This is a genomic window from Streptomyces sp. NPDC017979 (assembly GCF_044328175.1).
GTDB lineage: Bacteria > Actinomycetota > Actinomycetes > Streptomycetales > Streptomycetaceae > Streptomyces.
Map to the genome: position 1 here is coordinate 34,667 of NZ_JBIRGU010000017.1, position 21,787 is coordinate 56,453.

Annotated in this window: 20 protein-coding genes; 17 read left to right on the forward strand and 3 right to left on the reverse strand. The window is 73.6% G+C overall.

What is annotated here, in order from left to right:
* Positions 1–153: 153 nt before the first annotated feature.
* The 4 genes from ACH4E8_RS31400 to ACH4E8_RS31415 all read left to right on the forward strand — a co-directional run bounded on the left by ACH4E8_RS31400 (position 154) and on the right by ACH4E8_RS31415 (position 4,567).
* Positions 154–963: a glycoside hydrolase family 75 protein gene (locus tag ACH4E8_RS31400; RefSeq protein ID WP_398454751.1), complete on the forward strand. Its 810-nt coding sequence runs from the start codon at positions 154–156 to the stop codon at positions 961–963.
* Positions 964–1,060: 97 nt separating this feature from the next.
* Positions 1,061–1,315 (forward strand): helix-turn-helix domain-containing protein, encoded by a 255-nt coding sequence (locus tag ACH4E8_RS31405; RefSeq protein ID WP_398454752.1) that lies wholly within the window; start codon positions 1,061–1,063, stop codon positions 1,313–1,315.
* Between the two features lie 63 nt (positions 1,316–1,378).
* A complete protein-coding gene (locus ACH4E8_RS31410; RefSeq protein ID WP_398454905.1) occupies positions 1,379–2,602 on the forward strand; it encodes an AAA family ATPase in 1,224 nt (407 codons plus the stop codon).
* A gap of 366 nt (positions 2,603–2,968) precedes the next feature.
* Complete coding sequence (locus ACH4E8_RS31415) at positions 2,969–4,567, forward strand: VWA domain-containing protein (protein ID WP_398454753.1); 1,599 nt, start codon at positions 2,969–2,971, stop codon at positions 4,565–4,567.
* A 15-nt stretch (positions 4,568–4,582) separates the two neighbouring features.
* Here the strand turns inward: ACH4E8_RS31415 and ACH4E8_RS31420 are convergent, their stop codons facing one another.
* Complete coding sequence (locus tag ACH4E8_RS31420; RefSeq protein WP_398454755.1) at positions 4,583–5,263, reverse strand: NAD(P)-dependent oxidoreductase; 681 nt, start codon at positions 5,261–5,263, stop codon at positions 4,583–4,585.
* Positions 5,264–5,345: 82 nt separating this feature from the next.
* Here ACH4E8_RS31420 and ACH4E8_RS31425 point away from each other — a divergent pair, with 82 nt between their 5' ends.
* The 8 genes from ACH4E8_RS31425 to ACH4E8_RS31460 all read left to right on the forward strand — a co-directional run bounded on the left by ACH4E8_RS31425 (position 5,346) and on the right by ACH4E8_RS31460 (position 14,166).
* Positions 5,346–5,756 carry a winged helix-turn-helix transcriptional regulator gene (locus ACH4E8_RS31425; protein ID WP_398454756.1) on the forward strand — a complete coding sequence of 137 codons (411 nt, stop codon included), beginning with the start codon at positions 5,346–5,348 and terminating at the stop codon, positions 5,754–5,756.
* Positions 5,753–6,157: a PPOX class F420-dependent oxidoreductase gene (locus ACH4E8_RS31430; protein WP_398454758.1), complete on the forward strand. Its 405-nt coding sequence runs from the start codon at positions 5,753–5,755 to the stop codon at positions 6,155–6,157. The genes ACH4E8_RS31425 and ACH4E8_RS31430 overlap by 4 nt, the downstream gene beginning before the upstream one ends.
* Positions 6,158–6,388: 231 nt before the next feature.
* Positions 6,389–7,231, forward strand: a complete 843-nt coding sequence (locus tag ACH4E8_RS31435) for a nitrilase-related carbon-nitrogen hydrolase (RefSeq protein ID WP_398454759.1) — start codon at positions 6,389–6,391, stop codon at positions 7,229–7,231.
* The gene (locus ACH4E8_RS31440; RefSeq protein ID WP_398454760.1) at positions 7,228–8,520 is read left to right on the forward strand and encodes an aspartate aminotransferase family protein; all 1,293 of its coding nucleotides are present in this window, start codon (positions 7,228–7,230) and stop codon (positions 8,518–8,520) included. Before ACH4E8_RS31435 ends, ACH4E8_RS31440 begins: the two co-directional genes overlap by 4 nt.
* Before the next feature lie 67 nt (positions 8,521–8,587).
* On the forward strand, positions 8,588–9,994 hold the full coding sequence (gene hydA, locus ACH4E8_RS31445; protein WP_398454761.1) for a dihydropyrimidinase: 1,407 nt from the start codon (positions 8,588–8,590) through the stop codon (positions 9,992–9,994).
* A 71-nt stretch (positions 9,995–10,065) separates the two neighbouring features.
* Positions 10,066–11,067 (forward strand): TIGR03842 family LLM class F420-dependent oxidoreductase, encoded by a 1,002-nt coding sequence (locus ACH4E8_RS31450; RefSeq protein ID WP_398454762.1) that lies wholly within the window; start codon positions 10,066–10,068, stop codon positions 11,065–11,067.
* A 39-nt stretch (positions 11,068–11,106) separates the two neighbouring features.
* Positions 11,107–11,982 carry a PhzF family phenazine biosynthesis protein gene (locus tag ACH4E8_RS31455; protein ID WP_398454764.1) on the forward strand — a complete coding sequence of 292 codons (876 nt, stop codon included), beginning with the start codon at positions 11,107–11,109 and terminating at the stop codon, positions 11,980–11,982.
* Positions 11,983–12,135: 153 nt separating this feature from the next.
* Positions 12,136–14,166, forward strand: a complete 2,031-nt coding sequence (locus ACH4E8_RS31460) for a serine/threonine-protein kinase (protein ID WP_398454766.1) — start codon at positions 12,136–12,138, stop codon at positions 14,164–14,166.
* Positions 14,167–14,291: 125 nt separating this feature from the next.
* Here the strand turns inward: ACH4E8_RS31460 and ACH4E8_RS31465 are convergent, their stop codons facing one another.
* On the reverse strand, positions 14,292–15,359 hold the full coding sequence (locus ACH4E8_RS31465) for a lipoyl protein ligase domain-containing protein (RefSeq protein WP_398454768.1): 1,068 nt from the start codon (positions 15,357–15,359) through the stop codon (positions 14,292–14,294).
* A gap of 402 nt (positions 15,360–15,761) precedes the next feature.
* Positions 15,762–16,544 carry a TIGR02569 family protein gene (locus ACH4E8_RS31470; RefSeq protein WP_398454769.1) on the reverse strand — a complete coding sequence of 261 codons (783 nt, stop codon included), beginning with the start codon at positions 16,542–16,544 and terminating at the stop codon, positions 15,762–15,764.
* A gap of 163 nt (positions 16,545–16,707) precedes the next feature.
* Here ACH4E8_RS31470 and ACH4E8_RS31475 point away from each other — a divergent pair, with 163 nt between their 5' ends.
* The 5 genes from ACH4E8_RS31475 to ACH4E8_RS31495 all read left to right on the forward strand — a co-directional run bounded on the left by ACH4E8_RS31475 (position 16,708) and on the right by ACH4E8_RS31495 (position 21,765).
* Positions 16,708–17,511 (forward strand): inositol monophosphatase family protein, encoded by an 804-nt coding sequence (locus tag ACH4E8_RS31475; protein WP_398454770.1) that lies wholly within the window; start codon positions 16,708–16,710, stop codon positions 17,509–17,511.
* 104 nt (positions 17,512–17,615) lie between these two features.
* Positions 17,616–19,034: a phytoene desaturase family protein gene (locus ACH4E8_RS31480; protein WP_398454771.1), complete on the forward strand. Its 1,419-nt coding sequence runs from the start codon at positions 17,616–17,618 to the stop codon at positions 19,032–19,034.
* Positions 19,035–19,075: 41 nt separating this feature from the next.
* A complete protein-coding gene (locus tag ACH4E8_RS31485) occupies positions 19,076–19,606 on the forward strand; it encodes an O-acetyl-ADP-ribose deacetylase (protein ID WP_398454772.1) in 531 nt (176 codons plus the stop codon).
* Between the two features lie 92 nt (positions 19,607–19,698).
* Positions 19,699–21,180 carry an AlkA N-terminal domain-containing protein gene (locus ACH4E8_RS31490; protein WP_398454774.1) on the forward strand — a complete coding sequence of 494 codons (1,482 nt, stop codon included), beginning with the start codon at positions 19,699–19,701 and terminating at the stop codon, positions 21,178–21,180.
* Positions 21,181–21,252: 72 nt separating this feature from the next.
* On the forward strand, positions 21,253–21,765 hold the full coding sequence (locus tag ACH4E8_RS31495; RefSeq protein WP_398454776.1) for a methylated-DNA--[protein]-cysteine S-methyltransferase: 513 nt from the start codon (positions 21,253–21,255) through the stop codon (positions 21,763–21,765).
* Positions 21,766–21,787 lie beyond the last annotated feature (22 nt).

Below are 21,787 nucleotides of genomic sequence, written 5' to 3' on the forward strand. Positions count from 1 at the left end.
CGAAGGGCCCGCGCGGCCTCAACGACCGTGCGGGCCCTTCGACATGGGCGCCGACACCACCCGTCCGGACGCCCGGACCGGGGATCGGTCGGCGCCGGGATCGGGTAAAGACGCTTTTCCGCGCGGTATCCGCACAGAAAGGCGACCCAGCCCATGCACTCTCGCCCCATCGCCCTCACTGCCGCATTCGCGGCGGCGCTCCTCGCGGCGGCCGCCCCCGGGCCGCGGGCGTCTGCGGGCGTCCCTCAGCCGTCGCACGGCGATGCCCGCGGCGGCGAATCGCGCGAAGCCCGGGCGGTCCGCGCCACCCTGACCGCGACCGCCCGGGACACCGGCGAGGTCAGGGCGGCCCGCAGCGCCGGCGAAGCCCGCGAGGGCGCGGTCAGCGCGGCCGAACTGCTGGCGAAGGTCAGGGACTGCACCCCGATCTCCCGGGGCTCGTACCGCAAGGACGCCGGTGCCGAGGCGACCGTCCCGGTCTGCGGCACGGACGAGGTGGTGCACTGGACGGCGGACATGGACGTCTCCTGCGACGGCCAGTCCACGCCGCGGTGCAATGCACGGACCGACCCGTGGTTCATCGAGGACACCGCCTTCCGGCAGTCCGACGGCAAGCCGCTGAACGCGGAGACCCTGCCCTACGTCGTGGTGCCCGGGCCCAGCCAGACGTGGCGGCACACCGAGTCCGGGGTGCGGGGCGGCACGGTGGTCGCGGTCGTCCACGACGACCGGGTGCGCTACGGCGTGGTCGGGGACACCGGCCCCACGGACGTGATCGGGGAGGTGTCGCAAGCGATGGCCAGGTCGCTCGGCGTGGACGACGACCCGGTGGCCGGCGGGGTCGCGTCCGATGTGACGTACGTCCTGTTCCGCGACTCGAAGGCCACCCCGATCGAGGACCACTCGGCGGCGGCGAGCCTCGGTGGCGAACTCGCCCGTCGCTTCGTGAGCGGCACCGGCTGAGCCGTGGCGTCGTGGCGCCGTGGTGCCGTGGTGCTGCGATTCTGCGATTCCGTGGCACCAATTACTATACCGGTCGATCCGGTATTAGAATGACGGCATGGTGCGTACCCCTCTCACTCCTGAAGAGCACGAACGCGGCGAGCGGTTCGGTCGGCTGCTGCGCGAGGCCCGCGGCGACCGCAGCATGGTCGACGTGGCCGCGCAGGCCGGGATCTCCGCGGAGACCCTGCGCAAGATCGAGACCGGCCGGGCGCCGACGCCGGCGTTCTTCACCGTCGCGGCCCTCGCCGTGGCCCTCGGGCTCTCCATGGACGAGCTGGCCGCCGACTGCGCTCCGGTGGCCGCCGCCTAAGGTTTTGGGGTCCGTCACCCACCGGCGAGGAGTCTGTCCATGGGCGCGCAGGACGCGCACGGCATGCCGAACGAGAGCGGCCAGCACGACGAGCGGGCGGCGGTCGGCGCGCCGGACACGGCCGGGCGGCTGCGGGCGATCTGCGACGAGCTGTCGGAGCGCTTCTACGAACGGGCCGACGTGGTCCGTACGCTGGTGGTCACCCTGCTCGCGGGACGGCACTCACTGGTGCTCGGCCCGCCCGGCACCGCCAAGTCCGAGCTGGCCCGGGAGCTGACCGGCCGGGTCGTGGGGGCGGCCTACTGGGAGATCCTGCTGTCCAAGTTCACCGCCCCGACCAGGATGTTCGGCCCGATCGACGTCGCCGCACTGGCCCGCGGCGAGTACCGACAGGTGTACGACGGCCGCGCCACGACCGCGCACATCGCCTTCATCGACGAGATCTTCAAGTGCTCCACGGCCGCGCTCAACGAGACCCTGGGCTACCTCAACGAGCGGATCTACCACCCCGAGAGCGGCGGCGAACCGATCCGGTGCCCGCTCATCGGGGCCATCACCGCGAGCAACGAACTCCCGGACGGCGAGGACTCGGCCGCGATCTACGACCGGCTGCTGGTGCGCATCGAGGTCGGCTACCTCACGGATCCGTCGAACTTCGCCGCGCTGGTCCGCTCCGCCGTCAGCCGCCCGACGCCGCCGCGGCGCACCACGGTCGAGCTCACCGCGCTCCAGCGGGCCGTGACCCGGGACGTGCCCGCAGTGGCCGTGCCCGACGAGATCGTGGACGCGATCTGCACCCTGCGGGCCGCCCTGCGCCGGAAGGAACTCGTCGCGTCCGACCGCCGCTGGCGGCAGGCGGTGGGGCTGCTCCAGGCGTCCGCTTACCTCGACGGGCGCGCGGCGGTCGCCGGGACCGACCTGTCGGTCCTCACCCACGTGCTGTGGTCGTCCCCGGCCGAGCGCCCGACGGTCGAGCGCGAGGTGCTGCAACTGGTCAACCCCGACGCCCGGGAGGCGCTGGACCTGGCCGACGCCATCGAGGAGCTGGAGGTCCAGCTCGACGCGATGGCCGGGCAGTCGCGCGAGGCGCTGAGCGAATGGGTCATCACCAAGGCCCACAACAAGCTCGCCACGGCCGGCCGGCGGCTGGCGGAGCTGCGCGCGGAGGCGGCCGGCGCCGGCCGCTCCACGGCGGCGATCGACCGGGCCACCGGCCGCCAGCGCGCCGTCCGCGCCCGGGTGCTCACCGAAGCGCTCGGCCTGGACGCGAGCCTGGTGCAGAACTAGCGCCTGCCCGCGGAGCCCCGCCTGTCGTGCCTGCGGACCGCGCCGCGGTTGCCCTGCGGGTGGCGTTGGTCTCTGCGGCCCGGCGGTCGGCTGTTCGCGCAGTTCCCCGCGCCCCTGTTTCGCTGCCCCCGTCCCTGGTCCGCGGGCGGGACGTGGAGGTCCTGAGGAGCGCTGGGGGTCCCCCATGCCCTCTGGGCAGCGGAGGCGGAACTGCGCGACAAGCCACCGACAGGCCGAGACGCCATCACCGCACACCCCGCACGGCGCCACCGCGCCTGCTGTGGAAGGGGCGCACAGGGGCTCTGCGGACAGGGGCGTACGCCTAGGATCGATGGCCGCAGGGGCGTGGGGGAGCGTGGTGACGTGATGGGAACACCGAGCGGGTTCGACGGTCCGGCGCGCCGCGCAGCGCCGTGGCTGGCCCGGGCGTCCGAGGTCGTCGAGCGGCACGCTGCGGCCGTCGTCGCGGACCCCTTCGACCCCGTCGCCTGGCGGGACACCTACGCGCAGTCCGCCGCGCTGCGCGAGCTGGCCGAGGAACTGGCCGTACGCCACGACCACGCGACCGACCTCCTCGGAGACGTCTTCCTCGCCGCCTACAAGGCCGTGCCGCAGGTGCGGGAGCCCGTCGAGATGCGCTTCTCGCACCTGGTCAACCACCAGGTGGTCAGCGCGCTGATGGAGTCACCGCGCTTCGCCGAGCTGCGGCGGGAGACGGCCGGCGACCCCTACGCCGCCGCCCTCGCCGTGCTCGCGCAGGCGTCCGAGCTGCGCCTGCTGCTGGAGCGCAGCAAGGAAGCCCAGGCGCGGGCCGAACAGGCGCAGGGCGCCGAACACGACGCCGCCCGCACGGCAGCCACCGTCAGCCGGGCGCTCCAGCAGGCCGTCACCGACACCGCCGACGGCGAGGACGGCGACGTGCAGCGGGCCGTCGAGGCAGCCGAAGCGGCCGAGGCCGCCGCACGGCAGGCCGCGCACGCCGCCGCGCAGGCCCTCGCCGGGGCGGCCCCCGGCGTCCGCAGCGCCGCGCGCAGCGCCGCGGCGAAGGCAGCCCGCGCGGTACGGCAGGAAGCCGAGCTGATGCGCGCCTGGGGCGTCGGCCCCGGCGAGCTGGAGCGCATGTCGTACGACGAGCGGGCCCGGCTCGCCGAACGGCTGCGCACCAGCCGACTCGCCCAGTGGGCGGAGCTGATCGGCCGCTTCCGCCAGATGGCCAGCGGCGAACGCGCCCGCAAGGTCGAGCACGCCACCGGCGAACTGGTCGGCGTCACCCTCGGCGACGACCTCTCCCGCGTCGTCCCCTCCGAGCTGGTCGCCCTCGGCGTGCCGGAGCTGCGCGCCGTGTTCGCCGCCCGCTACGCCGCCGGCGAGCTGATGCTGTACGACAGCCGCGGCGAGCAGACCACCGGTCGCGGCGCCATCGTCGCCTGCGTGGACACCTCGCACTCCATGTACGTGGCAGGGCCCGGCGGCGTCTCCCGGGAGGCGTGGGCCAAGGCGTGCGCGTTGGCGCTGCTGGACCAGGCCCGCCGCGCCAAGCGGGACTTCGTGGGGATCCTCTTCTCCTCCGCCGACCGCCACCACGTCGTCCGCTTCCCGGCCGACCGGCCCGCCGCCGTCGCCGACGTGCTCGACTTCGCGGAGACCTTCCTCGGCGGCGGCACCAGCTACCAGACACCGCTGTCGGTCGCCGGTGACCTCCTGGCGGAGGAGTTCGCCGACACCGGGCGCGCCCGCGGCGACATCGTGCTGATCACCGACGACGAGTGCGACGTCACCGAGGAGTGGATGCGCGGCTGGAAGGACGTCCGGCGCCGGCTGGGCTTCCGCGTCTTCGGCGTCGCCATCGGCGCGCCGCGCGCCACCGAGTCCGGCTCGGCGCTGGACGCCCTGTGCGACAACCTCCGCGCCGTCGACGACCTCACCGACGTCCACGCCGCGGCGGACCTGTTCCGCGTGATCTGACCCGGGGACCGGCGGTCACGCGGACACGGCCAGTTGGATGCGGTGGTGGCGCGGGGCCTCGACCTCGTCGAGCAGGGCCAGCGCCAGGTCCGCGTGGGAGATCCGGCCGCCGCCGTCGAAGAGGGTGCCGTCGGCCGTACGGTAGCGGCCGGTGCTCGGGACCTCCGCGGCCAGCTCCAGCGGCGGGCAGACCACCAGCCAGTCCAGCGCGTCCGCGAGGGCCCGCAGCGCGTCGAACTCCGCTGCGTGCCCCTGCGAGAACACCCGGTACGGCTCGGGGAAGTCCGGTTCGTCCATCATCCGCACGCCCGGCGACACCTCAAGCGTGGACGCCACGCCGAGGGTCAAGAACCGCCGCACCCCCGCCCTGGTCAACCCGCTGACCATCGCCTTCGCCGCGGCGACGAAGAACTCCTCGGCGCTCACGTCCAACCGGACCACCGCATTGACCGCCGCCAGGTGCCCCGGTGCGAGGGCCGCCACCGACGCCGCGTCCGTCGCGTCGCCCCGCGCCACGACGACCCCGTCGCCCGCGAGGTCCCGGTGCCGCGCAGGGTCCCGTACCACCGCCGTGACCGGGTGACCGCGGCGCACCGCCTCCGCGACCGCGGCCCGGCCGACCCGGCCCCCCGCCCCGAAGACGACGACCCCCGCCCCGCCGTCGGACCTGCTGCCCGTCTCATGTGTGTGCGTCATGGCGGCGACCGTACGGCGGCACCCTCCGGTTACTTCAACGGTACCGACGCGAACGCCCGCCGCCGTGGGGGAGCATGGGGGCATGGACGCCGTACGAGAACCCCTGCGCCGGGACATGTTCGAAGACGCCTGCCTGGCCCCCGTCCAGCCCTTCCGCTTCGGGGACAAGTGGTCCGCCCTGGTGCTGCGCTGTCTGGAGGACGGTCCGCGCCGCTTCGGGGAACTGCGGGTGCCGCTGCACTGGATCACCCCCAAGGTCCTCACCGAGACGCTGCGGGCGATGGAGCGCAACGGCTTCGTCAGCCGCACCGCGTACGAGGAGAGCCCGCCGCGCGTCGAGTACGGGCTCACCGCGCTCGGCCGGTCCGCGGTCGGTCCGCTGGACGTGGCGTGCGCCTGGGCGCGCGAACACCTGGCGGAGCTGTCCGCGGCGCGGGAGTCCACCGCCCCGGTGAGCGGCGCGCACCCCCACGGCGTACCCTCGGGCCCGTGACAGCAGCCGCCGCATTCGCCCCCGCGCGCTACATCAGTGTGACGACGTACCGGAAGAACGGCACCGGCGTCGCCACCCCCGTCTGGTTCGCCGAGGACGCGGGGAAGTTGTACGTCTGGACCAACAGCGACTCGTGGAAGGTCAAGCGGCTGCGCCACGACGACCGGGTCTCCGTCGCGGTCTGCGACGTGCGCGGCAGGGTCGCGGACGGCGCGCTCACCGCGCAGGGCACCGCCGTCCTCCTCGACCGCTCCGGCACCGACGCCGTCCGGGCGCTCATCGCCCGCAAGTACGGCTGGCAGTTCACCTTCGTCGACCTGCCGGCCCGGCTCGTACGGCGCGGCAGGACCCCGCACACCGGCATCGCCGTCACGCTGGGCGACGACGCGGCCGGCGCCTGAGGGCGGGGACCGAGGGCGGGGACCGAGGGCGGGACGGCCCCCGGTCCGGCGTCCGGGTGAAACGCGATCGGCGCCCCCCGTTCGCTGCGATGGTCTTGCCCCCGTGTGTGACGGGGCTTACGTTCTCCATCTACGTTCCGCGTCTACGTGCGTAGAGGCGACGCGCCGTCGCGACGGGCCGTTGCGGCCGGCCGGTCGACGCTCGCCGACGCCCGGCCGAAGGAGCAGCAGATGGCCCATGTCGTACGCGCCGCACTCGTCCAGGCGACCTGGACCGGTGACACGGAGTCGATGATCGCCAAACACGAGGCGCACGCCCGCACCGCCGCGGAGCAGGGCGCCCGGGTCATCGGCTTCCAAGAGGTCTTCAACGCCCCCTACTTCTGCCAGGTGCAGGAGCCCGAGCACTACCGCTGGGCCGAACCCGTGCCCGACGGACCCACGGTGCGGCGGATGCAGGAGTTGGCCCGGGAGACCGGGATGGTGATCGTGGTCCCGGTGTTCGAGATCGAGGGCGCCGGCTTCTACTACAACACCGCCGCCGTCATCGACGCCGACGGCTCCTACCTGGGCAAGTACCGCAAGCACCACATCCCCCAGGTCAAGGGGTTCTGGGAGAAGTACTACTTCCGCCCCGGCAACGCCGGCTGGCCCGTCTTCGACACCGCGGTCGGCAAGGTCGGGGTGTACATCTGCTACGACCGGCACTTCCCCGAGGGCTGGCGACAGCTCGGCCTCGGCGGTGCCCAACTGGTCTACAACCCCTCCGCGACTTCCCGCGGCCTGTCCGCCTACCTCTGGCAACTGGAGCAGCCGGCGGCGGCCGTGGCGAACGAGTACTTCGTCGCCGCCATCAACCGCGTCGGCCGCGAGGAGTACGGCGACAACGACTTCTACGGCAGCAGCTACTTCGTCGACCCGCGCGGCCGGTTCGTCGGCGACCTCGCCAGCGACGAGGACGAGGAACTGCTCGTCCGGGACCTCGACTTCGACCTGATCGACGAGGTCCGCCAGCAGTGGGCCTTCTACCGCGACCGCCGCCCCGACGCCTACGAAGGGCTGGTGCAGCCGTGACCGACTCCGCCACCCCGCTGCACGACCGGCACCGGGCCGTGCTGCCCGACTGGCTCGCCCTCTACTACCGCCGCCCCATCGAGATCACCCACGGCGAGGGCCGGCACGTCTGGGACGCGGACGGCAACCGCTACCTCGACTTCTTCGGCGGCATCCTCACCACCATGACCGCGCACGCCCTGCCCGAGGTCACCAAGGCCGTGGCCGACCAGGCGGCGCGGATCGTGCACTCCTCCACGCTGTACCTCAACCGGCCGATGGTGGAGCTGGCCGAACGGATCGCGACGCTCTCCGGCATCCCCGACGCCCGGGTCTTCTTCACCACCTCGGGCACCGAGGCCAACGACGCCGCACTGCTGCTCGCCACCGCCCACCGCGGCACCAACCAGGTCCTGGCGATGCGCAACAGCTACCACGGCCGCTCCTTTTCGACCGTGTCCATCACCGGCAACCGCGGCTGGTCGCCGACGAGCCTGTCCCCGCTGCAACGGCTGTACGTCCACGGCGGGGTGCGCACCCGAGGCCCGTACGCCCAACTCACGGACGAGCGCTTCGTCGACGCCTGCGTGGCCGACCTGGAGGACCTGCTCGGCCACGCCCGCGCCCCCGCCGCGCTGATCGCCGAACCCGTCCAGGGTGTTGGCGGCTTCACCTCGCCGCCCGACGGGCTGTACGCCGCGTTCCGCGAGGTCCTCGACCGGCACGGGGTGCTGTGGATCTCCGACGAGGTGCAGACCGGCTGGGGGCGGACCGGGGACCACTTCTGGGGCTGGCAGGCCCACGGCCGCAACGGTCCGCCCGACCTCCTCACCTTCGCCAAGGGCATCGGCAACGGCATGTCCGTCGGCGGCGTCGTCGCCCGCGCCGAGGTCATGAACTCCCTGGACGCCAACTCCATCTCCACCTTCGGCGGCTCGCCGATCACCATGGCCGCCGGCCTCGCCAACCTCTCGTACCTGCTCGACCACGACCTCCAGGGCAACGCCCGACGGGTGGGCGGGCTGCTGATCGAGCGGCTGCGGGCGGCCGCCGCGGGCGTGCCCGCGGTGCGCGAGGTGCGGGGGCGGGGCCTGATGATCGGCATCGAGCTGGTCAGGCCCGGCACGGAACACGCCGACCCGGAGGCGGCATCCGCGGTGCTGGAAGCGGCCCGTGAAGGCGGACTGCTCATCGGCAAGGGCGGCGGACACAACACCAGCACCCTGCGGATCGCCCCGCCGCTCACCCTCACCGTCGCCGAAGCGGAGGAGGGCGCGGCCGTCCTGGAACAGGCCCTGCACGCCCTCTGACGTCCCGTCCGCACCGTACGCCCACACCCGCACCGCAGGTCCACGTACGAAAGGGAGCGCACCAGTCATGAGCAGCACCCGCACCCTGATCCGCGGCGGTCTGGTCGTCACCGCGGCGGAGGAGACCCACGCCGACGTCCTGGTGGAGGACGGCCGCATCGCCGCGCTCGCCGCGCACGGCTCCACCGTCGCTGAGGGCTGGACCGCCGACCGCACGATCGACGCCGCCGGCCGCTACGTCGTCCCCGGCGGCGTGGACGCCCACACCCACATGGAGATGCCCTTCGGCGGCACCTTCGCCTCCGACACCTTCGAGACCGGGACCAGGGCCGCGGCCTGGGGCGGAACGACGACGATCGTCGACTTCGCCGTACAGACCAAGGGGCGCTCCCTGCACGCCGGGCTCGACGCCTGGTACGCCAAGGCGGACGGCAAGTGCGCCGTCGACTACGCCTTCCACATGATCCTCTCCGACGTCACCGAGCGGTCGCTGAAGGAGATGGACCGGCTGGTGGAGGAGGGCATCACCTCCTTCAAGCTCTTCATGGCCTACCCCGGGGTCTTCTACAGCGACGACGGGCAGATCCTGCGCGCCATGCAGCGCTCCGCGGACAACGGCGGGCTGATCATGATGCACGCCGAGAACGGCATCGCCATCGACGTCCTGGTGGAACAGGCGCTGGCGGCGGGGCACACCGACCCGCGGTACCACGGCGAGGTGCGCAAGGTGCTGCTGGAGGCGGAGGCCACGCACCGCGCGATCCAACTGGCCCGGGTCGCCGGTGCGCCGCTGTACGTCGTGCACGTCTCCGCCGACGAGGCGGCGGCCGAGATCGCCGCCGCCCGCGCCAAGGGGCTGCCCGTCTTCGGCGAGACGTGCCCCCAGTACCTCTTCCTGTCGACCGACGACCTCGCCGAGCCGGACTTCCAGGGCGCCAAGTACGTGTGCAGCACGCCGCTTCGGCCCCGGGAGCACCAGGAGGCGCTCTGGCGCGGGCTGCGCACCGACGACCTCCAGGTGGTCTCCACCGACCACTGCCCCTTCTGCTTCGTCGGCCAGAAGGAACTGGGGCGGGACGACTTCTCCAAGATCCCGAACGGGCTGCCGGGGGTGGAGCACCGGATGGACCTGCTCCACCAGGCCGTGCTGGACGGGCACATCAGCCGCCGCCGCTGGATCGAGATCGCCTGCGCCGCCCCGGCGCGGATGTTCGGCCTGTACCCGAAGAAGGGCACCATCGCGCCCGGCGCCGACGCCGACGTGGTGATCTACGACCCGACGGTCGAGCAGACCCTCTCGGCGGCGACCCACCACATGAACGTCGACTACTCCGCGTACGAGGGCAGGCGGATCACCGGGCAGGTGGAGACGGTGCTCTCGCGCGGCGAGGTCGTCATCGACCGGCGGGAGTACGTGGGCCGCGCCGGGCACGGCCAGTACGTGCCGCGCGGCACCTGCCAGTACCTCCGCTGACGCCCCCGCCGACACCGCCCCGCAAGCCGGGCCCGCCCAGGGGCCGCGCATCCACACGAAGGGTCAGGCCCATGGACTTCGGACTCGTCCTCCAGACCGATCCGCCCGCCTCCGCCGTCGTCGACCTGATGCAACGGGCGGAGCGCGCCGGGTTCCGCTACGGCTGGACGTTCGACTCGGCGGTGCTCTGGCAGGAGCCGTTCGTCATCTACAGCCAGATCCTGGCCGGCACCCGGGAACTCCACGTGGGCCCGATGGTCACCAACCCGTCCACCCGCACCTTGGAGGTGACCGCGTCCACCTTCGCGACCCTGAACGACATGTTCGGCAACCGCACCGTCTGCGGGATCGGCCGCGGCGACTCCGCGATGCGGGTCGCGGGCCGCCGGCCCAACACGCTGGCACGGCTCGGCGAGGCCATCGACGTCATCCGCGACCTGGCGGAGGGCCGGGAGGCGCAGGTCGACGGCAACCCGATCCGCATCCCCTGGATCGAGGACGGCCGGCTGCCGGTGTGGATGGCCGCGTACGGCCCCAAGGCCCTCGCCCTGGCCGGACAGAAGGCGGACGGGTTCATCCTCCAACTCGCCGACCCCTACCTCACGGAGTGGATGGTCACCGCGGTCCGCGCGGCGGCCGCTGCGGCCGGGCGCGATCCCGACGCGCTCACCGTCTGCGTCGCGGCCCCGGCGTACGTGGGCGACGACCTGGCGCACGCCCGGGACCAGTGCCGGTGGTTCGGCGGGATGGTCGGCAACCACGTCGCGGACCTGGTCTCCCGCTACGGCGAGCACTCGTCGGCGGTCCCCGACGAGCTGACCGAGTACGTCAAGGCGCGCGAGGGCTACGACTACAGCCACCACGGCCGCGCCGGGAACCCGTCCACCGACTTCGTGCCCGACGAGATCGTGGACCGCTTCTGCCTGCTGGGTCCCGCGGAGGCCCACGTCGAAAAGCTCCGTGCCCTGCGCGACCTCGGCGTGGACCAGTTCGCCGTCTACGCCATGCACGACGCGCGGGAACGCGTCATCGACGCCTACGGCGAGCAGATCATCCCGGCGATCAACGGCTGACCAGGAATACCGGCGGGACGGTCCCCGGTTGCCACCGACATGACGACGAACGCGCCCCGGCCCGAGGTCCTGCGCTACACCGCCTTCTCCAGCGACCCCGACGGCGGAAACGCCGCGGGCGTCGTCCTGGACGCCACCGCCCTGGACGACGGCGACATGCTGGCCATCGCCGCCGACCTCGGATACTCGGAGTCCGCGTTCCTGACCGCGCCCCCGGAGGGGCTCGGCGGGCAGGACGGACGGGCGTACGGCATCCGCTACTTCAGCCCCAAGGCCGAGGTGCCGTTCTGCGGGCACGCCACCGTCGCGACCGCCGTCGCCCTCGCCGAGCGGACGGGCCCCGGGAAGCTGGTCTTCGCGACCCGCGCCGGCACCGTGCCGGTGGAGGTGACGAAGGAGGGCGGGACGGTCAGGGCCACGCTCACCAGCGTCGAGCCGTACGTCGAGGAGATCGCCGAAGCCGACCTGGCGGAGGCGCTCGCCGCGCTCGGCTGGCCGGCCGCCGACCTCGACCCGGCCTTCGCGCCCCGCATCGCCTTCGCCGGCGCCCGCCACCTCGTCCTCGCGGCGGCGACCCGCACGCGCCTCGCGGACCTCGCGTACGACTTCGCACGCCTCGAAGCCCTGATGCACCGCCTGGACCTGACCACCCTCCAGTTGGTGTGGCGGGAGTCGGCCGCCGTCTTCCACGTCCGCGACCCGTTCCCCGTCGGCGGCGTCGTCGAGGACCCGGCGACCGGCGCCGCGGCCGCCGCGTTCGGTGCGTACGCCCGTGAACTGGGCCTGGTCCCCGCGGAAGCCGTCCTCACCCTGCACCAGGGCGAGGACCTGGGGCGCCCCGGCGAGCTCACGGTGACGCTGCGCGCCGATGACCCGCGCGTCCGCGTCAGCGGCGCGGGGACCCGCATCGGCTGAGCCCCCGCCGGGCTCCGGTCAAGGGGGCATCGAGAGCGCCCGAAGCGTCCGAGTGGTGTTTGTCGCGCACTCGCGAATCTCTCATCTCACCTCCCTCTGCGCACCTTTGACTGAGCGTCTACTGTTGCCTGGTCCAGGTTGCAAGGGGGGCACATGCAAGGTGAAGACAGGGACGGGGCCGGCGGGGGACCCGGTGACCAGTGGGCGGGCAACTCCCCCCAGCACGCGGAGTCCGGGGGGACGCAGAGGTGGCCCCGGACGCCGTCCGAGGGAGCCCCGCCGGCGCCCGGCCGTCCGAACGTGGTGATCGACGGACGGTACGAGCTGCTGGAACAGGTCGGCAGCGGCGGCATGGGCGAGGTGTGGCGCGCCCGTGACCTGCGGTTGCGTCGGTTCGTCGCGGTCAAGGGCCTGCTCGACCGGAGCACGATGACCGCCGACACCCAGGCCGCGGCCATGGCGCGGGCGCGCCGGGAGGCGGAGGCGATCGCCAAGATCGAGCATCCGAACGTGGTGACGGTCCACGACCAGATCGAGACCGACAACCAGGTCTGGATCGTGATGAAGCTGCTCGACGCCGGGTCGCTGGGAACCCTGCTGCGCAGTCAGCGGGTGCTCGCCGTGCCGAAGGCGGCGGACATCGCCCTCCAGGTCCTCCAGGGACTGCGGGCGGTGCACGCGGCGTCGGTCGTCCACCGCGACGTCAAACCGGGCAACGTGCTGGTCCGGGACGACGGGCACGTGATCCTGGTGGACTTCGGGATCGCGACGTTCGAGGGCGCCACCCCGGTGACCCGGTCCGGCGGGGTCATCGGCACGCCCCCGTACATGGCGCCGGAACTCTTCGCACCGGGCTCCCGCGGCCCCACCCCCGCCTCCGACCTGTGGTCGCTGGGGATCACGCTGTACCAGATGGTCGAGGGCCGCCTCCCCTTCGCCGGTAACGAGGTCTGGGAGGTCCAGGAGAACGTCCTCCAGTCGCCGAACCCGGTCCTGCAGTACGCCGGTCCGCTCGCGCCGGTGATCCGGGGGCTGCTGCGCACCGATCCCAATGGGCGACTGGACGCGGCGACGGCGGACGCGATGCTGCGCGAGGTGCTGAGCGACCCGCCCGCTGCGACCCCGCCGGCTGCTGTCCCGCCGCCCGTGTCCGTACCGGCGTCCGAGCCGCGGGGCACCGGCGCCGGCGCGCCGTCCCGGGCCGAGCCCGCCCCGGACCCCGCGGCTTCCGCGCAGCAGCGTCCGAGATCCGGCCCGGGGAGGAGACCGAAGGTGCTGGCGGCGGCCCTGTGCGTGGCGCTGCTGACCACCGCCGGCTGGCTCGTGGCGAACGGCACCGGCTCCGGCAAGGAGGACAAGTCCGGTGACGCCGTCGGTTCGGACGGCCGGGGCGAGGGCGGCGCGGCGCAGAAGTGGAAGGCGTCGAACCCCAAGCTGCGGATCGGCGTGAAGGACGATCAGCCCGGCCTGAGCGAGCGGGTGAAGGGCACGCAGGACGCGTACGAGGGCTACGACATCGACGTGGCCTACGCGGTCGCCGCGCACATGGGGTACACGGACAAGGCCGACGTCGAGCTCGTCCCGGTCACCACCGAGAACCGGAGCAGCTATCTCAAGAACAAGACGGTGGACCTCGTCGTCGCCTCGTACAGCATCCGGACGGACGGCGAAGTCGACTTCGCCGGCCCGTACTACACGGCCGGCCGCGGCTTCCTGGTGCGCGAGAAGTCGAGCAAGTACACGATCAACGACTCCAGCGATCTGAAGAAGCGCGGCGTGGAGGTGTGCACCGCCCGGGACTCGACGTACGGGAAGGTGCTGCCCGGACTCGGCTTCACCATGATGAAGTCGCCGCCCGCCACCTACCAGCGCTGCCTGGAACAACTGCTGGACAAGAAGACGGACGTCTACGCGGTGGCCTCGGACGACGTCATCCTCGCCGGCTACGCGAAGAAGAACCCGGGCAAGGTGCGCCGGCTGGACAACATCAAGGGCACCGAGGACTACGGCGTGGCGATGCTCCCCGGACAGGCCGTCCTGAAGGCCGAGGTGTGCTCCGCACTGCGGAAGATCCTGGCGGACAAGGAGGGCTGGGAGCTGATGTACAAGAAGAACCTGGCCGAACTCATCGGCATCAAGAACCCACCGGGCGCGCCCGACCCGACGCAGTGCGAGGGGCACTGAGCCGGCCCGCGCTCCCTGGTGCGTCTGGACGGAGTCGACGCTTCCGTGGGGAAGCGGCGGCCCCGTCCAAGGCAGGTGGGCGCGGGCGCTGTCCGCCGCGGCCACGGCACGACCGAGGGCGCGGCCTACGGGACCCGCGCGGTCCACTCCTCGCTCGCGAACTTGGTGCGCACCAGTTCCTGCGCGCGGGCCGTCTCCTCGGGGGTGAGGCGGCCCTCCGACAGGCCGTAGCGGCTGCGGAAGGACTCGATCATGCGCTCGATGACGGCCTCCCTCGGCAGGCCGGTCTGGCGCCGCAGCGGGTCGACGCGCTTCTTGGCGCTCTTGGTGCCCTTGTCGGAGAGCTTCTCGCGGCCGATGCGGAGCACCTCGGTCATCTTGTCCGCGTCGATGTCGTACGACATGGTCACGTGGTGCAGCACCGCGCCGGCGCCGCCGTCCGGGCCGACCATGCGCTTCTGCGCCGCGCCCGCGACCTTGCCGACCTCGGTCGCGATGTCGTTGAGCGGCTGGTACCAGGCGCGGATGCCCATGTCGCCGAGCGCACCGAGGACCCAGTCGTCGAGGTAGGCGTAGGAGTCCGCGAAGGAGAGGCCGGAGACCATGGCCTCGGGCACGGACAGGGAGTACGTGATGGTGCTCTTCGGCTCCACGAACATCGCGCCGCCGCCCGAGATGCGGCGCACCACGGTCACGCCGTGGCGTTCCGCGCCCTCGGGGTCCACCTCGTTGCGCAGGGACTGGAAGCTGCCGATGACGACGGCGGGGGAGTCCCACTGCCAGACGCGCAGCGTCGGCGGGCGCCGGCCGGCCGCGACCTCGGCGGTGATCACTTCGTCGAGCGCCATGTGGAGGGCGGGCGGCTGCGGGGGCTCGTGGATGAGCTGCCAGTCGTAGTCGCTCCAGTCGGTGGCTTGGGCCAGCGCCCGGCGCACGGCGATCGCGACGCTCTCCGCGGTGAAGCCGAAGAGGACCGCCGACGGGGGCAGCGCGCCCTCGACGCGGGCCTTGAGGCCGGCGGTGTCGGTGTCCGACGGGGCGCCCTCCAGGGCGGCGTCGATCCGCTCGATGGCGTCGTCGGGCTCCAGGAAGAAGTCCCCGCTCACCCGGACGTCCTTGAGTCGCCCTCCGTCGTCGAGCTCGACGTCGACGACGACCAGCTTGCCGCCCGGGACCTTGTATTCGCCGTGCACCGTACTCCTCCGCCTGCCAGACGCCGTGACCGGGCCGCTGCCCGGTCCCTGCGGACCAACGCTATCCGCCCGGATCAACAACCGGCGGCGCCCGATCCTTCCGCGGGCCGGCGCGCCCCGACGGGGGACCGACCGCGTCTGGGGCGTGTCCGCAAGGTCCCGCGCACGTTCCAGTGCCTCTTGGACGTAGCCGCCGTCTCCCCAGGGGCTGCGTTGGTCGCCACCGGCCGGTGGTGGGCTTGTCGCGCAGTTCCGCCCCCTGTGCCCTACGGGCACGGGGGGACCCCCAGCGCCCCCTGTTGTGCTTCCCCGACACTGAGTCTGAAGGCAGAGGGCACGGTGTCGGGGGCGCGGGGAAACGCACGGGACTACCCGGGCGCGGCCCGGGTGTCGGTCGTCCGCTCAGAGAACCCAGGCGGACGCCTTCGCGTACGCGACCTGCTCCGGCGGCGACAGCGGCTCGGCGTGCGTCGCGATCCGGAACGCCAGGGCGCGCACGAGCATCTGCCGCCACTGCGGCAGGTGCGACCAGCGCACCAACAGGGACCGTTCGGCGCCCCACCAGCACACCGCGTCCACCGCGACCACCGCGGCGGCCCAGGCCGCCGGCCGCCAGTAGGGCGCCCAGTCGATGACCGCGGGCGGTCGACCCGGTTCAAACAGCACGTTGCCCAGCAGGTCTCCGTGCACCAACTGCGCCGGGACGGACACCGGCTCGCGCGCCGCCAGCAGCGGCCCCAGCAGGTCCGCGCCCGGGCCGTCGGGCGCCGGCGCCCGTTCGCCCCAGGCCAGCCGGTCCGCCCGCGCCCAGGGGTGGTCCCGTGCGTCCAAGAAGCGGGGGCGCGGCAGTCCGGCGATCGCCGCGTGGAACGCCTCGCCCGCGCGGATCACGTCGTCCGCCCGGTGCGGATCGGCTTCGCCCGCCACGTGCGCCCACGCCTCCCAGCCGCCCTTCGACCAGGAGCCGTCGATCGCCGGGAGGGGGCGGGCGACGCGGAAGCCCGCGTCTTCGGGCACGTGCCGCAGGACGCCCGCGCGCCAAGCCGTCTCGGCCGCCGCGGCGGGCTTGAGCACGACCCCGCCGGCGCGCCAGGTCGTGCCCTGCCCGCCCGGCAGCGGCACGGCGGGATCGCTCGCCCCGAAGGAGGCGAGCACTGCGGGGGAGGGGGCGCCGGTTGGGTCCATGGCTTTGCAGCGTAGGCGGCGCACGGGCGGTGAGCCTGCGGGTTTTCACCGCCGGCAGCCGCCCGGGCGCCGCTGCGGGGAGCGGTGCACCGGGCCCCGGCGCAGGTCAGCGACGCCGCCGTGCTTAGCTGGACGGGTGACGCATCATGTGCTTTCCGGAAAGATGTCCGACGTCGAGGAAGCGATCCGCGAGGCCGCGGCCGTCGAGATCATGCCCCGGCACCGCCAACTCGCCGCGGACGAGATCGTCCAGAAGACCGGCCCCCACGACCTGGTGACCATCGCGGACCAACTGGCCGAGAAGCACCTCACCGCAGCCCTGACCGCGATCCTGCCCGGCTCCGTCGTCGTCGGCGAGGAAGCCGTCACCGCCGACCCCGCGGTGTACGACGCGGTCCGCGGCGACGCCCCCGTCTGGATCGTCGACCCGGTCGACGGCACCCGGCAGTTCGTCCGCGGCGAGGACCGCTTCTGCACCCTCGTGGCCCTCGCGCACCACGGCGAACTGCTCGCCTCCTGGACGTACGCCCCCGTCCTCGACGAACTCGCCACCGCGGTGCGCGGCGGCGGCGCCCGCCTCAACGGCACGCCCCTGCTCGCCGGCTCCCCCGCCCCGGACGCGGACCTCACGGTCGCCATGTCCCACCCCGACTTCACCAGCCCCGCGCAGAAGGAGGCGCTCCTCGGCCTCGACGTCCCCGGCATCCGGGCCCGCCCCTGCGGCTCCGCCGGCATGGAGTACCTGGCGATCGCCCGCGGAGCACTCGACGCCGTCGCGTTCTCCTGGGAGTACGCCTGGGACCACGCCGCGGGCCTGCTGCTGGTCACCGAGGCGGGCGGGGAGCACCTCACCCTCGACGGGTCCCCCTTCCGCATCGGCGGCGGGAACCGGCTCCCCTTCACCGCGGCGCGCGACGCGGAGACGGCCCGGCGCGTCCGCGCCGCGCTGACCGCCGGTCGGGGCTGACGGCCCGCGCCGGTCACCCGGTTATCACGAGTGCCCCTTGGGGTGCCGGAGCGCGCGGGAATATCCTGAGGCCCGCTGTCCGTCGCTCCACGAAGGAGTCCGAAGTGCCGCCGATGCTGGATGCCGTCGTCGTGGGAGCGGGCCCCAACGGACTGACGGCCGCCGTCGAACTGGCCCGCCGCGGCTTCTCCGTCGCCGTCTTCGAGGCCCGGGAGTCCGTCGGCGGCGGTGCGCGCACCGAGGAGCTGACCCTCCCCGGGTTCCGGCACGACCCCTGCTCCGCCGTGCACCCCCTCGGCATCGGGTCGCCCGCGTTCGCCACCATGCCGCTCGACCGGCACGGACTGGAATGGCTCCAGCCCGAGGTGGCGCTCGCGCACCCCTTCCCCGACGGCACCGCGGCCGTGCTCGACCGCTCGGTGGGCCGGACGGCGATGTCCCTGGGCATCGAGGACGCCGGCGCGTACCGCCGGCTCGTCGAGCCCTACCTCGGCCACTGGGACGCCGTCGCCGCCGACTTCCTGCGCACCCCCTGGGAACGGCTGCCCAGTGACCCGTACCGCTTCGTGCGCTTCGGGCTCACCGCGCTCCAGCCGGCGAGCTGGACCGCGCGCCGGTTCCGCGGCGAGAAGGCCCGCGGGCTGCTCGCCGGCCTCGCCGCGCACGCCATCGCCCCCACCTCCGGCATCGCCACCACCGGGATCGCCCTGATGTTCGCCCTCGCCGCGCACGCCCGCGGCTGGCCGGTGCCGCGCGGCGGCTCCCAGGCGATCTCCGACGCCCTCGTCTCGTACCTGCGCTCCTTCGGCGGCACCGTGCACACCGGGGTCGAGGTCAAACGGCTGGACGAGCTGCCGCCCGCCCGCGCGTACGTCTTCGACACCTCCCCGACCGCGCTGGCCCGCATCGCCGGCCTCGGCCGCGCCTACGACGGCTACCGCTACGGCCCCTCCGTCTTCAAGGTCGACTACGCGCTGTCCGGGCCGGTGCCGTGGACCGCGCCCGCGGCCCGCACCGCCGGGACCGTGCACATCGGCCCCACCGCCGAGGAGATCGAGGCCGCGCTCGCCGCCGCCGTCGGCGGACACGAGCCGGAGCGCCCCTTCCTGATCACCGCCCAGCCCACCCTCGTCGACCCGAGCCGGGCGCCCGACGGCAAGCACGTGTTCTGGGTGTACGGACACGTGCCCGCCCGCTGGGAGGGCGACGCCACCGAGGCGGTCGAACGCCAACTGGAGCGCTTCGCCCCCGGCTTCCGCGACCTGGTGCTCGCCCGCGCCGTCACCGGCCCGCCCGCCCTCGCCGCCCACAACGCCAACTACGTCGGCGGCGACATCGCCTGCGGCGCCTTCGCCGGACTCCAGACCGTGCTGCGCCCCAAGCTGGCCCGCGTCCCGTACGCCACCGCCCACCCCGCCGTCTTCCTCTGCTCCTCGGCCACGCCGCCCGGCCCCGGGGTCCACGGCATGTCCGGCCACTGGGCCGCCAAGGCCGTCTGGCGGCGGCTGCGCGCGACCGGTTGAAACGGCTCCGGGGGCGCCCTGCGCGGTGGGATGATGACGCCATGACGCAGCAGCCCGCCATCGTGCTCGTGCGCGGAGACATCACCGAGCAGCACGTCGACGCCATCGTCAACGCCGCCAACACCTCGCTGCTGGGCGGCGGCGGGGTGGACGGCGCGATCCACCGGCGCGGCGGGCCCGAGATCCTCGCCGCCTGCCGGGCGCTGCGCGCCTCCCACTACGGCCGGGGCCTGCCCACCGGCCGGGCCGTGGCGACGACCGCCGGCCGGCTCGACGCGGAGCACGTCATCCACACCGCGGGCCCGGTCTGGTCCGCCGAGCACGACCGCAGCGAGCTGTTGGAGTCCTGCTACCGCAACTCGCTCGCGCTCGCGGCCGAGCTCGGTGCGAAGACCGTCGCCTTCCCGGCGATCTCCACCGGCACCTACGGCTGGCCCATGGACGACGCCGCCCGCATCGCGGTCTCCACGGTGCGGGCGGCGACCGTGCCGCCGGTGGCCGAGGTGCGGTTCGTGCTCTTCGGCGAGTACGCGTACGTGGAGTTCGCCGCCGCCCTCGCGTCCCGGTACTGACGCGACCAGCGAAACGGCGGGGTCCCGGCAGACGAAGGGCCATGTCGTTTTCTCGCCAGCCCGAGCGGGCCCGATGCTCCATCCTTGAAGGCATGCACACCGACACCGAGCGCTGTGTGCGCGCCGTGCAGTCCAAGGACGCCCGCTTCGACGGCTGGTTCTTCACCGCAGTGCTGACCACCCGGATCTACTGCCGTCCGAGCTGCCCCGTCGTGCCGCCCAAGCCGGAGAACATGACCTTCTACCCCAGCGCCGCCGCCTGCCAGCAGGCCGGCTTCCGGGCCTGCAAGCGCTGCCGCCCCGACACCAGCCCCGGATCGCCGCAGTGGAACGCCCGCGCGGACGCCGTGGCCCGGGCGATGCGGCTGATCAGGGACGGGCTCGTGGACCGCGAGGGCGTCCCGGGCCTGGCGACCCGGCTCGGCTACTCCACCCGCCAGATCGAACGCCAACTCCGCGCCGAACTCGGCGCCGGCCCGCTCGCCCTCGCCCGGGCGCAGCGCGCGCAGACGGCGCGGGTGCTGATCGAGACGACCGCCCTGCCGATGGCCGAGATCGCCTTCGCCGCCGGCTTCTCCTCCATCCGCACCTTCAACGACACCGTGCGCGAGGTCTTCGCCCTGGCCCCCGGCGAGCTGCGGGCCCGGGCCGCGAAGCGGAGCGCCGGCCCCGGGCAGTCGCCGGCCCCGGGCGTGATCGCCCTGCGACTGCCCTTCCGCCGCCCGCTGAACCCCGGCAACCTCTTCGGGCACCTCGCCGCGACGGCCGTGCCCGGCGTGGAGGAGTGGCGGGACGGCGCGTACCGGCGCACGCTGCGCCTGCCGTACGGGCACGGCGTCGTCGCCCTGAGCCCGCGGCCCGACCACGTCGCCTGCCGGCTCTCGCTGACCGACGCCCGGGACCTGACGATCGCGATCAGCCGGTGCCGCTGGATGCTGGACCTGGACGCCGACCCCGTCGCCGTCGACGACCACCTGCGCACGGACCCCCTGCTGCGGCCCCTGGTGGAGCGGGCGCCGGGCCGGCGGGTGCCGCGGACGGTGGACGCGGACGAGTTCGCCGTACGGGCCGTGCTCGGGCAACAGGTGTCGACGGCCGCCGCCCGCACCCACGCGGCACGGCTGGTCACCGCGCACGGCGAGCGGATCGAGGACCCCGAAGGCGGGCTCACCCACCTCTTCCCGACCTCCCGGGCGCTCGCCGGTCTTGACCCGGAGGCCCTGGCGCTGCCCCGCACCCGGCGCACCACGCTGACCACGCTCGTCGGCGCACTCGCCGACGGCTCCCTGCGGCTCGGAGTGGACAGCGACTGGGACGCCACCCGCGCCCGACTGGCCGAGCTGCCCGGCTTCGGCCCGTGGACGGTCGAGGTCATCGCGATGCGCGCGCTCGGCGACCCGGACGCCTTCCTCCCCACCGACCTCGGCATGCGCCGTGCCGCGGCCGGCCTCGGACTGCCCGCCACCCCGGCCGCGCTCACCGCGCACGCGGCCGGCTGGCGGCCCTGGCGGGCGTACGCGGTCCAGTACCTGTGGGCCACCGACGACCACCCCATCAACCACCTCCCGGACTGATCGGCCCGGGGCGGTGACCACCGACCGCGACGACGCAGCACCCGCGCGACACGAAACAGAGGAACCCCCACGATGACCCGGCAGAAGAGCCAGACCAGGCAGCACATGGTCGTGGACAGCCCCTACGGCCCGCTGACGCTCGTCGCCACCGACGGCGTCCTCAGCGGCCTCTACATGACCGACCAGCGCCACCGTCCCGCCGAGGAGACGTTCGGCGAGCCCGCCGACGAACCCTTCGGCGAGGTCGTCCGACAACTCGACGCCTACTTCGCCCGCGAGCTGACCGAGTTCGACCTGCCGCTGAACCTGGCGGGCACCGACTTCCAGCGCCGCGTGTGGGAGCAGTTGGTGCGCATCCCGTACGGCGAGACCAGGACGTACGGCGAACTCGCCCGCGAACTCGGCAACCCGAACTCCTCCCGCGCGGTCGGGCTGGCCAACGGCAAGAACCCGGTCAGCATCATCGTGCCGTGCCACCGGGTGATCGGCTCGACGGGCAGCCTGATCGGCTACGGCGGCGGGCTCGACCGCAAGCAGCGGCTGCTGGCCTTCGAGGCGCCCGAAGCGGCCCAGGCCCTCTTCTGAGGGCCGTCGCGGCAGCACAAAC

Excerpts from the sequence above, each read along its gene's own strand:
- ACH4E8_RS31455 (WP_398454764.1), top strand. The coding sequence starts at position 11,107 with ATGACGACGAACGCGCCCCGGCCCGAGGTCCTGCGCTACACCGCCTTC.
- ACH4E8_RS31495 (WP_398454776.1), top strand. The coding sequence starts at position 21,253 with ATGACCCGGCAGAAGAGCCAGACCAGGCAGCACATGGTCGTGGACAGC.
- hydA (WP_398454761.1), top strand. The coding sequence starts at position 8,588 with ATGAGCAGCACCCGCACCCTGATCCGCGGCGGTCTGGTCGTCACCGCG.
- ACH4E8_RS31485 (WP_398454772.1), top strand. The coding sequence starts at position 19,076 with ATGACGCAGCAGCCCGCCATCGTGCTCGTGCGCGGAGACATCACCGAG.
- ACH4E8_RS31450 (WP_398454762.1), top strand. The coding sequence starts at position 10,066 with ATGGACTTCGGACTCGTCCTCCAGACCGATCCGCCCGCCTCCGCCGTC.
- ACH4E8_RS31405 (WP_398454752.1), top strand. The coding sequence starts at position 1,061 with ATGGTGCGTACCCCTCTCACTCCTGAAGAGCACGAACGCGGCGAGCGG.
- ACH4E8_RS31415 (WP_398454753.1), top strand. The coding sequence starts at position 2,969 with ATGGGAACACCGAGCGGGTTCGACGGTCCGGCGCGCCGCGCAGCGCCG.
- ACH4E8_RS31490 (WP_398454774.1), top strand. The coding sequence starts at position 19,699 with ATGCACACCGACACCGAGCGCTGTGTGCGCGCCGTGCAGTCCAAGGAC.
- ACH4E8_RS31435 (WP_398454759.1), top strand. The coding sequence starts at position 6,389 with ATGGCCCATGTCGTACGCGCCGCACTCGTCCAGGCGACCTGGACCGGT.
- ACH4E8_RS31420 (WP_398454755.1), bottom strand. The coding sequence starts at position 5,263 with ATGACGCACACACATGAGACGGGCAGCAGGTCCGACGGCGGGGCGGGG.
- ACH4E8_RS31425 (WP_398454756.1), top strand. The coding sequence starts at position 5,346 with ATGGACGCCGTACGAGAACCCCTGCGCCGGGACATGTTCGAAGACGCC.
- ACH4E8_RS31470 (WP_398454769.1), bottom strand. The coding sequence starts at position 16,544 with ATGGACCCAACCGGCGCCCCCTCCCCCGCAGTGCTCGCCTCCTTCGGG.
- ACH4E8_RS31460 (WP_398454766.1), top strand. The coding sequence starts at position 12,136 with ATGCAAGGTGAAGACAGGGACGGGGCCGGCGGGGGACCCGGTGACCAG.
- ACH4E8_RS31410 (WP_398454905.1), top strand. The coding sequence starts at position 1,379 with ATGCCGAACGAGAGCGGCCAGCACGACGAGCGGGCGGCGGTCGGCGCG.
- ACH4E8_RS31400 (WP_398454751.1), top strand. The coding sequence starts at position 154 with ATGCACTCTCGCCCCATCGCCCTCACTGCCGCATTCGCGGCGGCGCTC.
- ACH4E8_RS31475 (WP_398454770.1), top strand. The coding sequence starts at position 16,708 with ATGTCCGACGTCGAGGAAGCGATCCGCGAGGCCGCGGCCGTCGAGATC.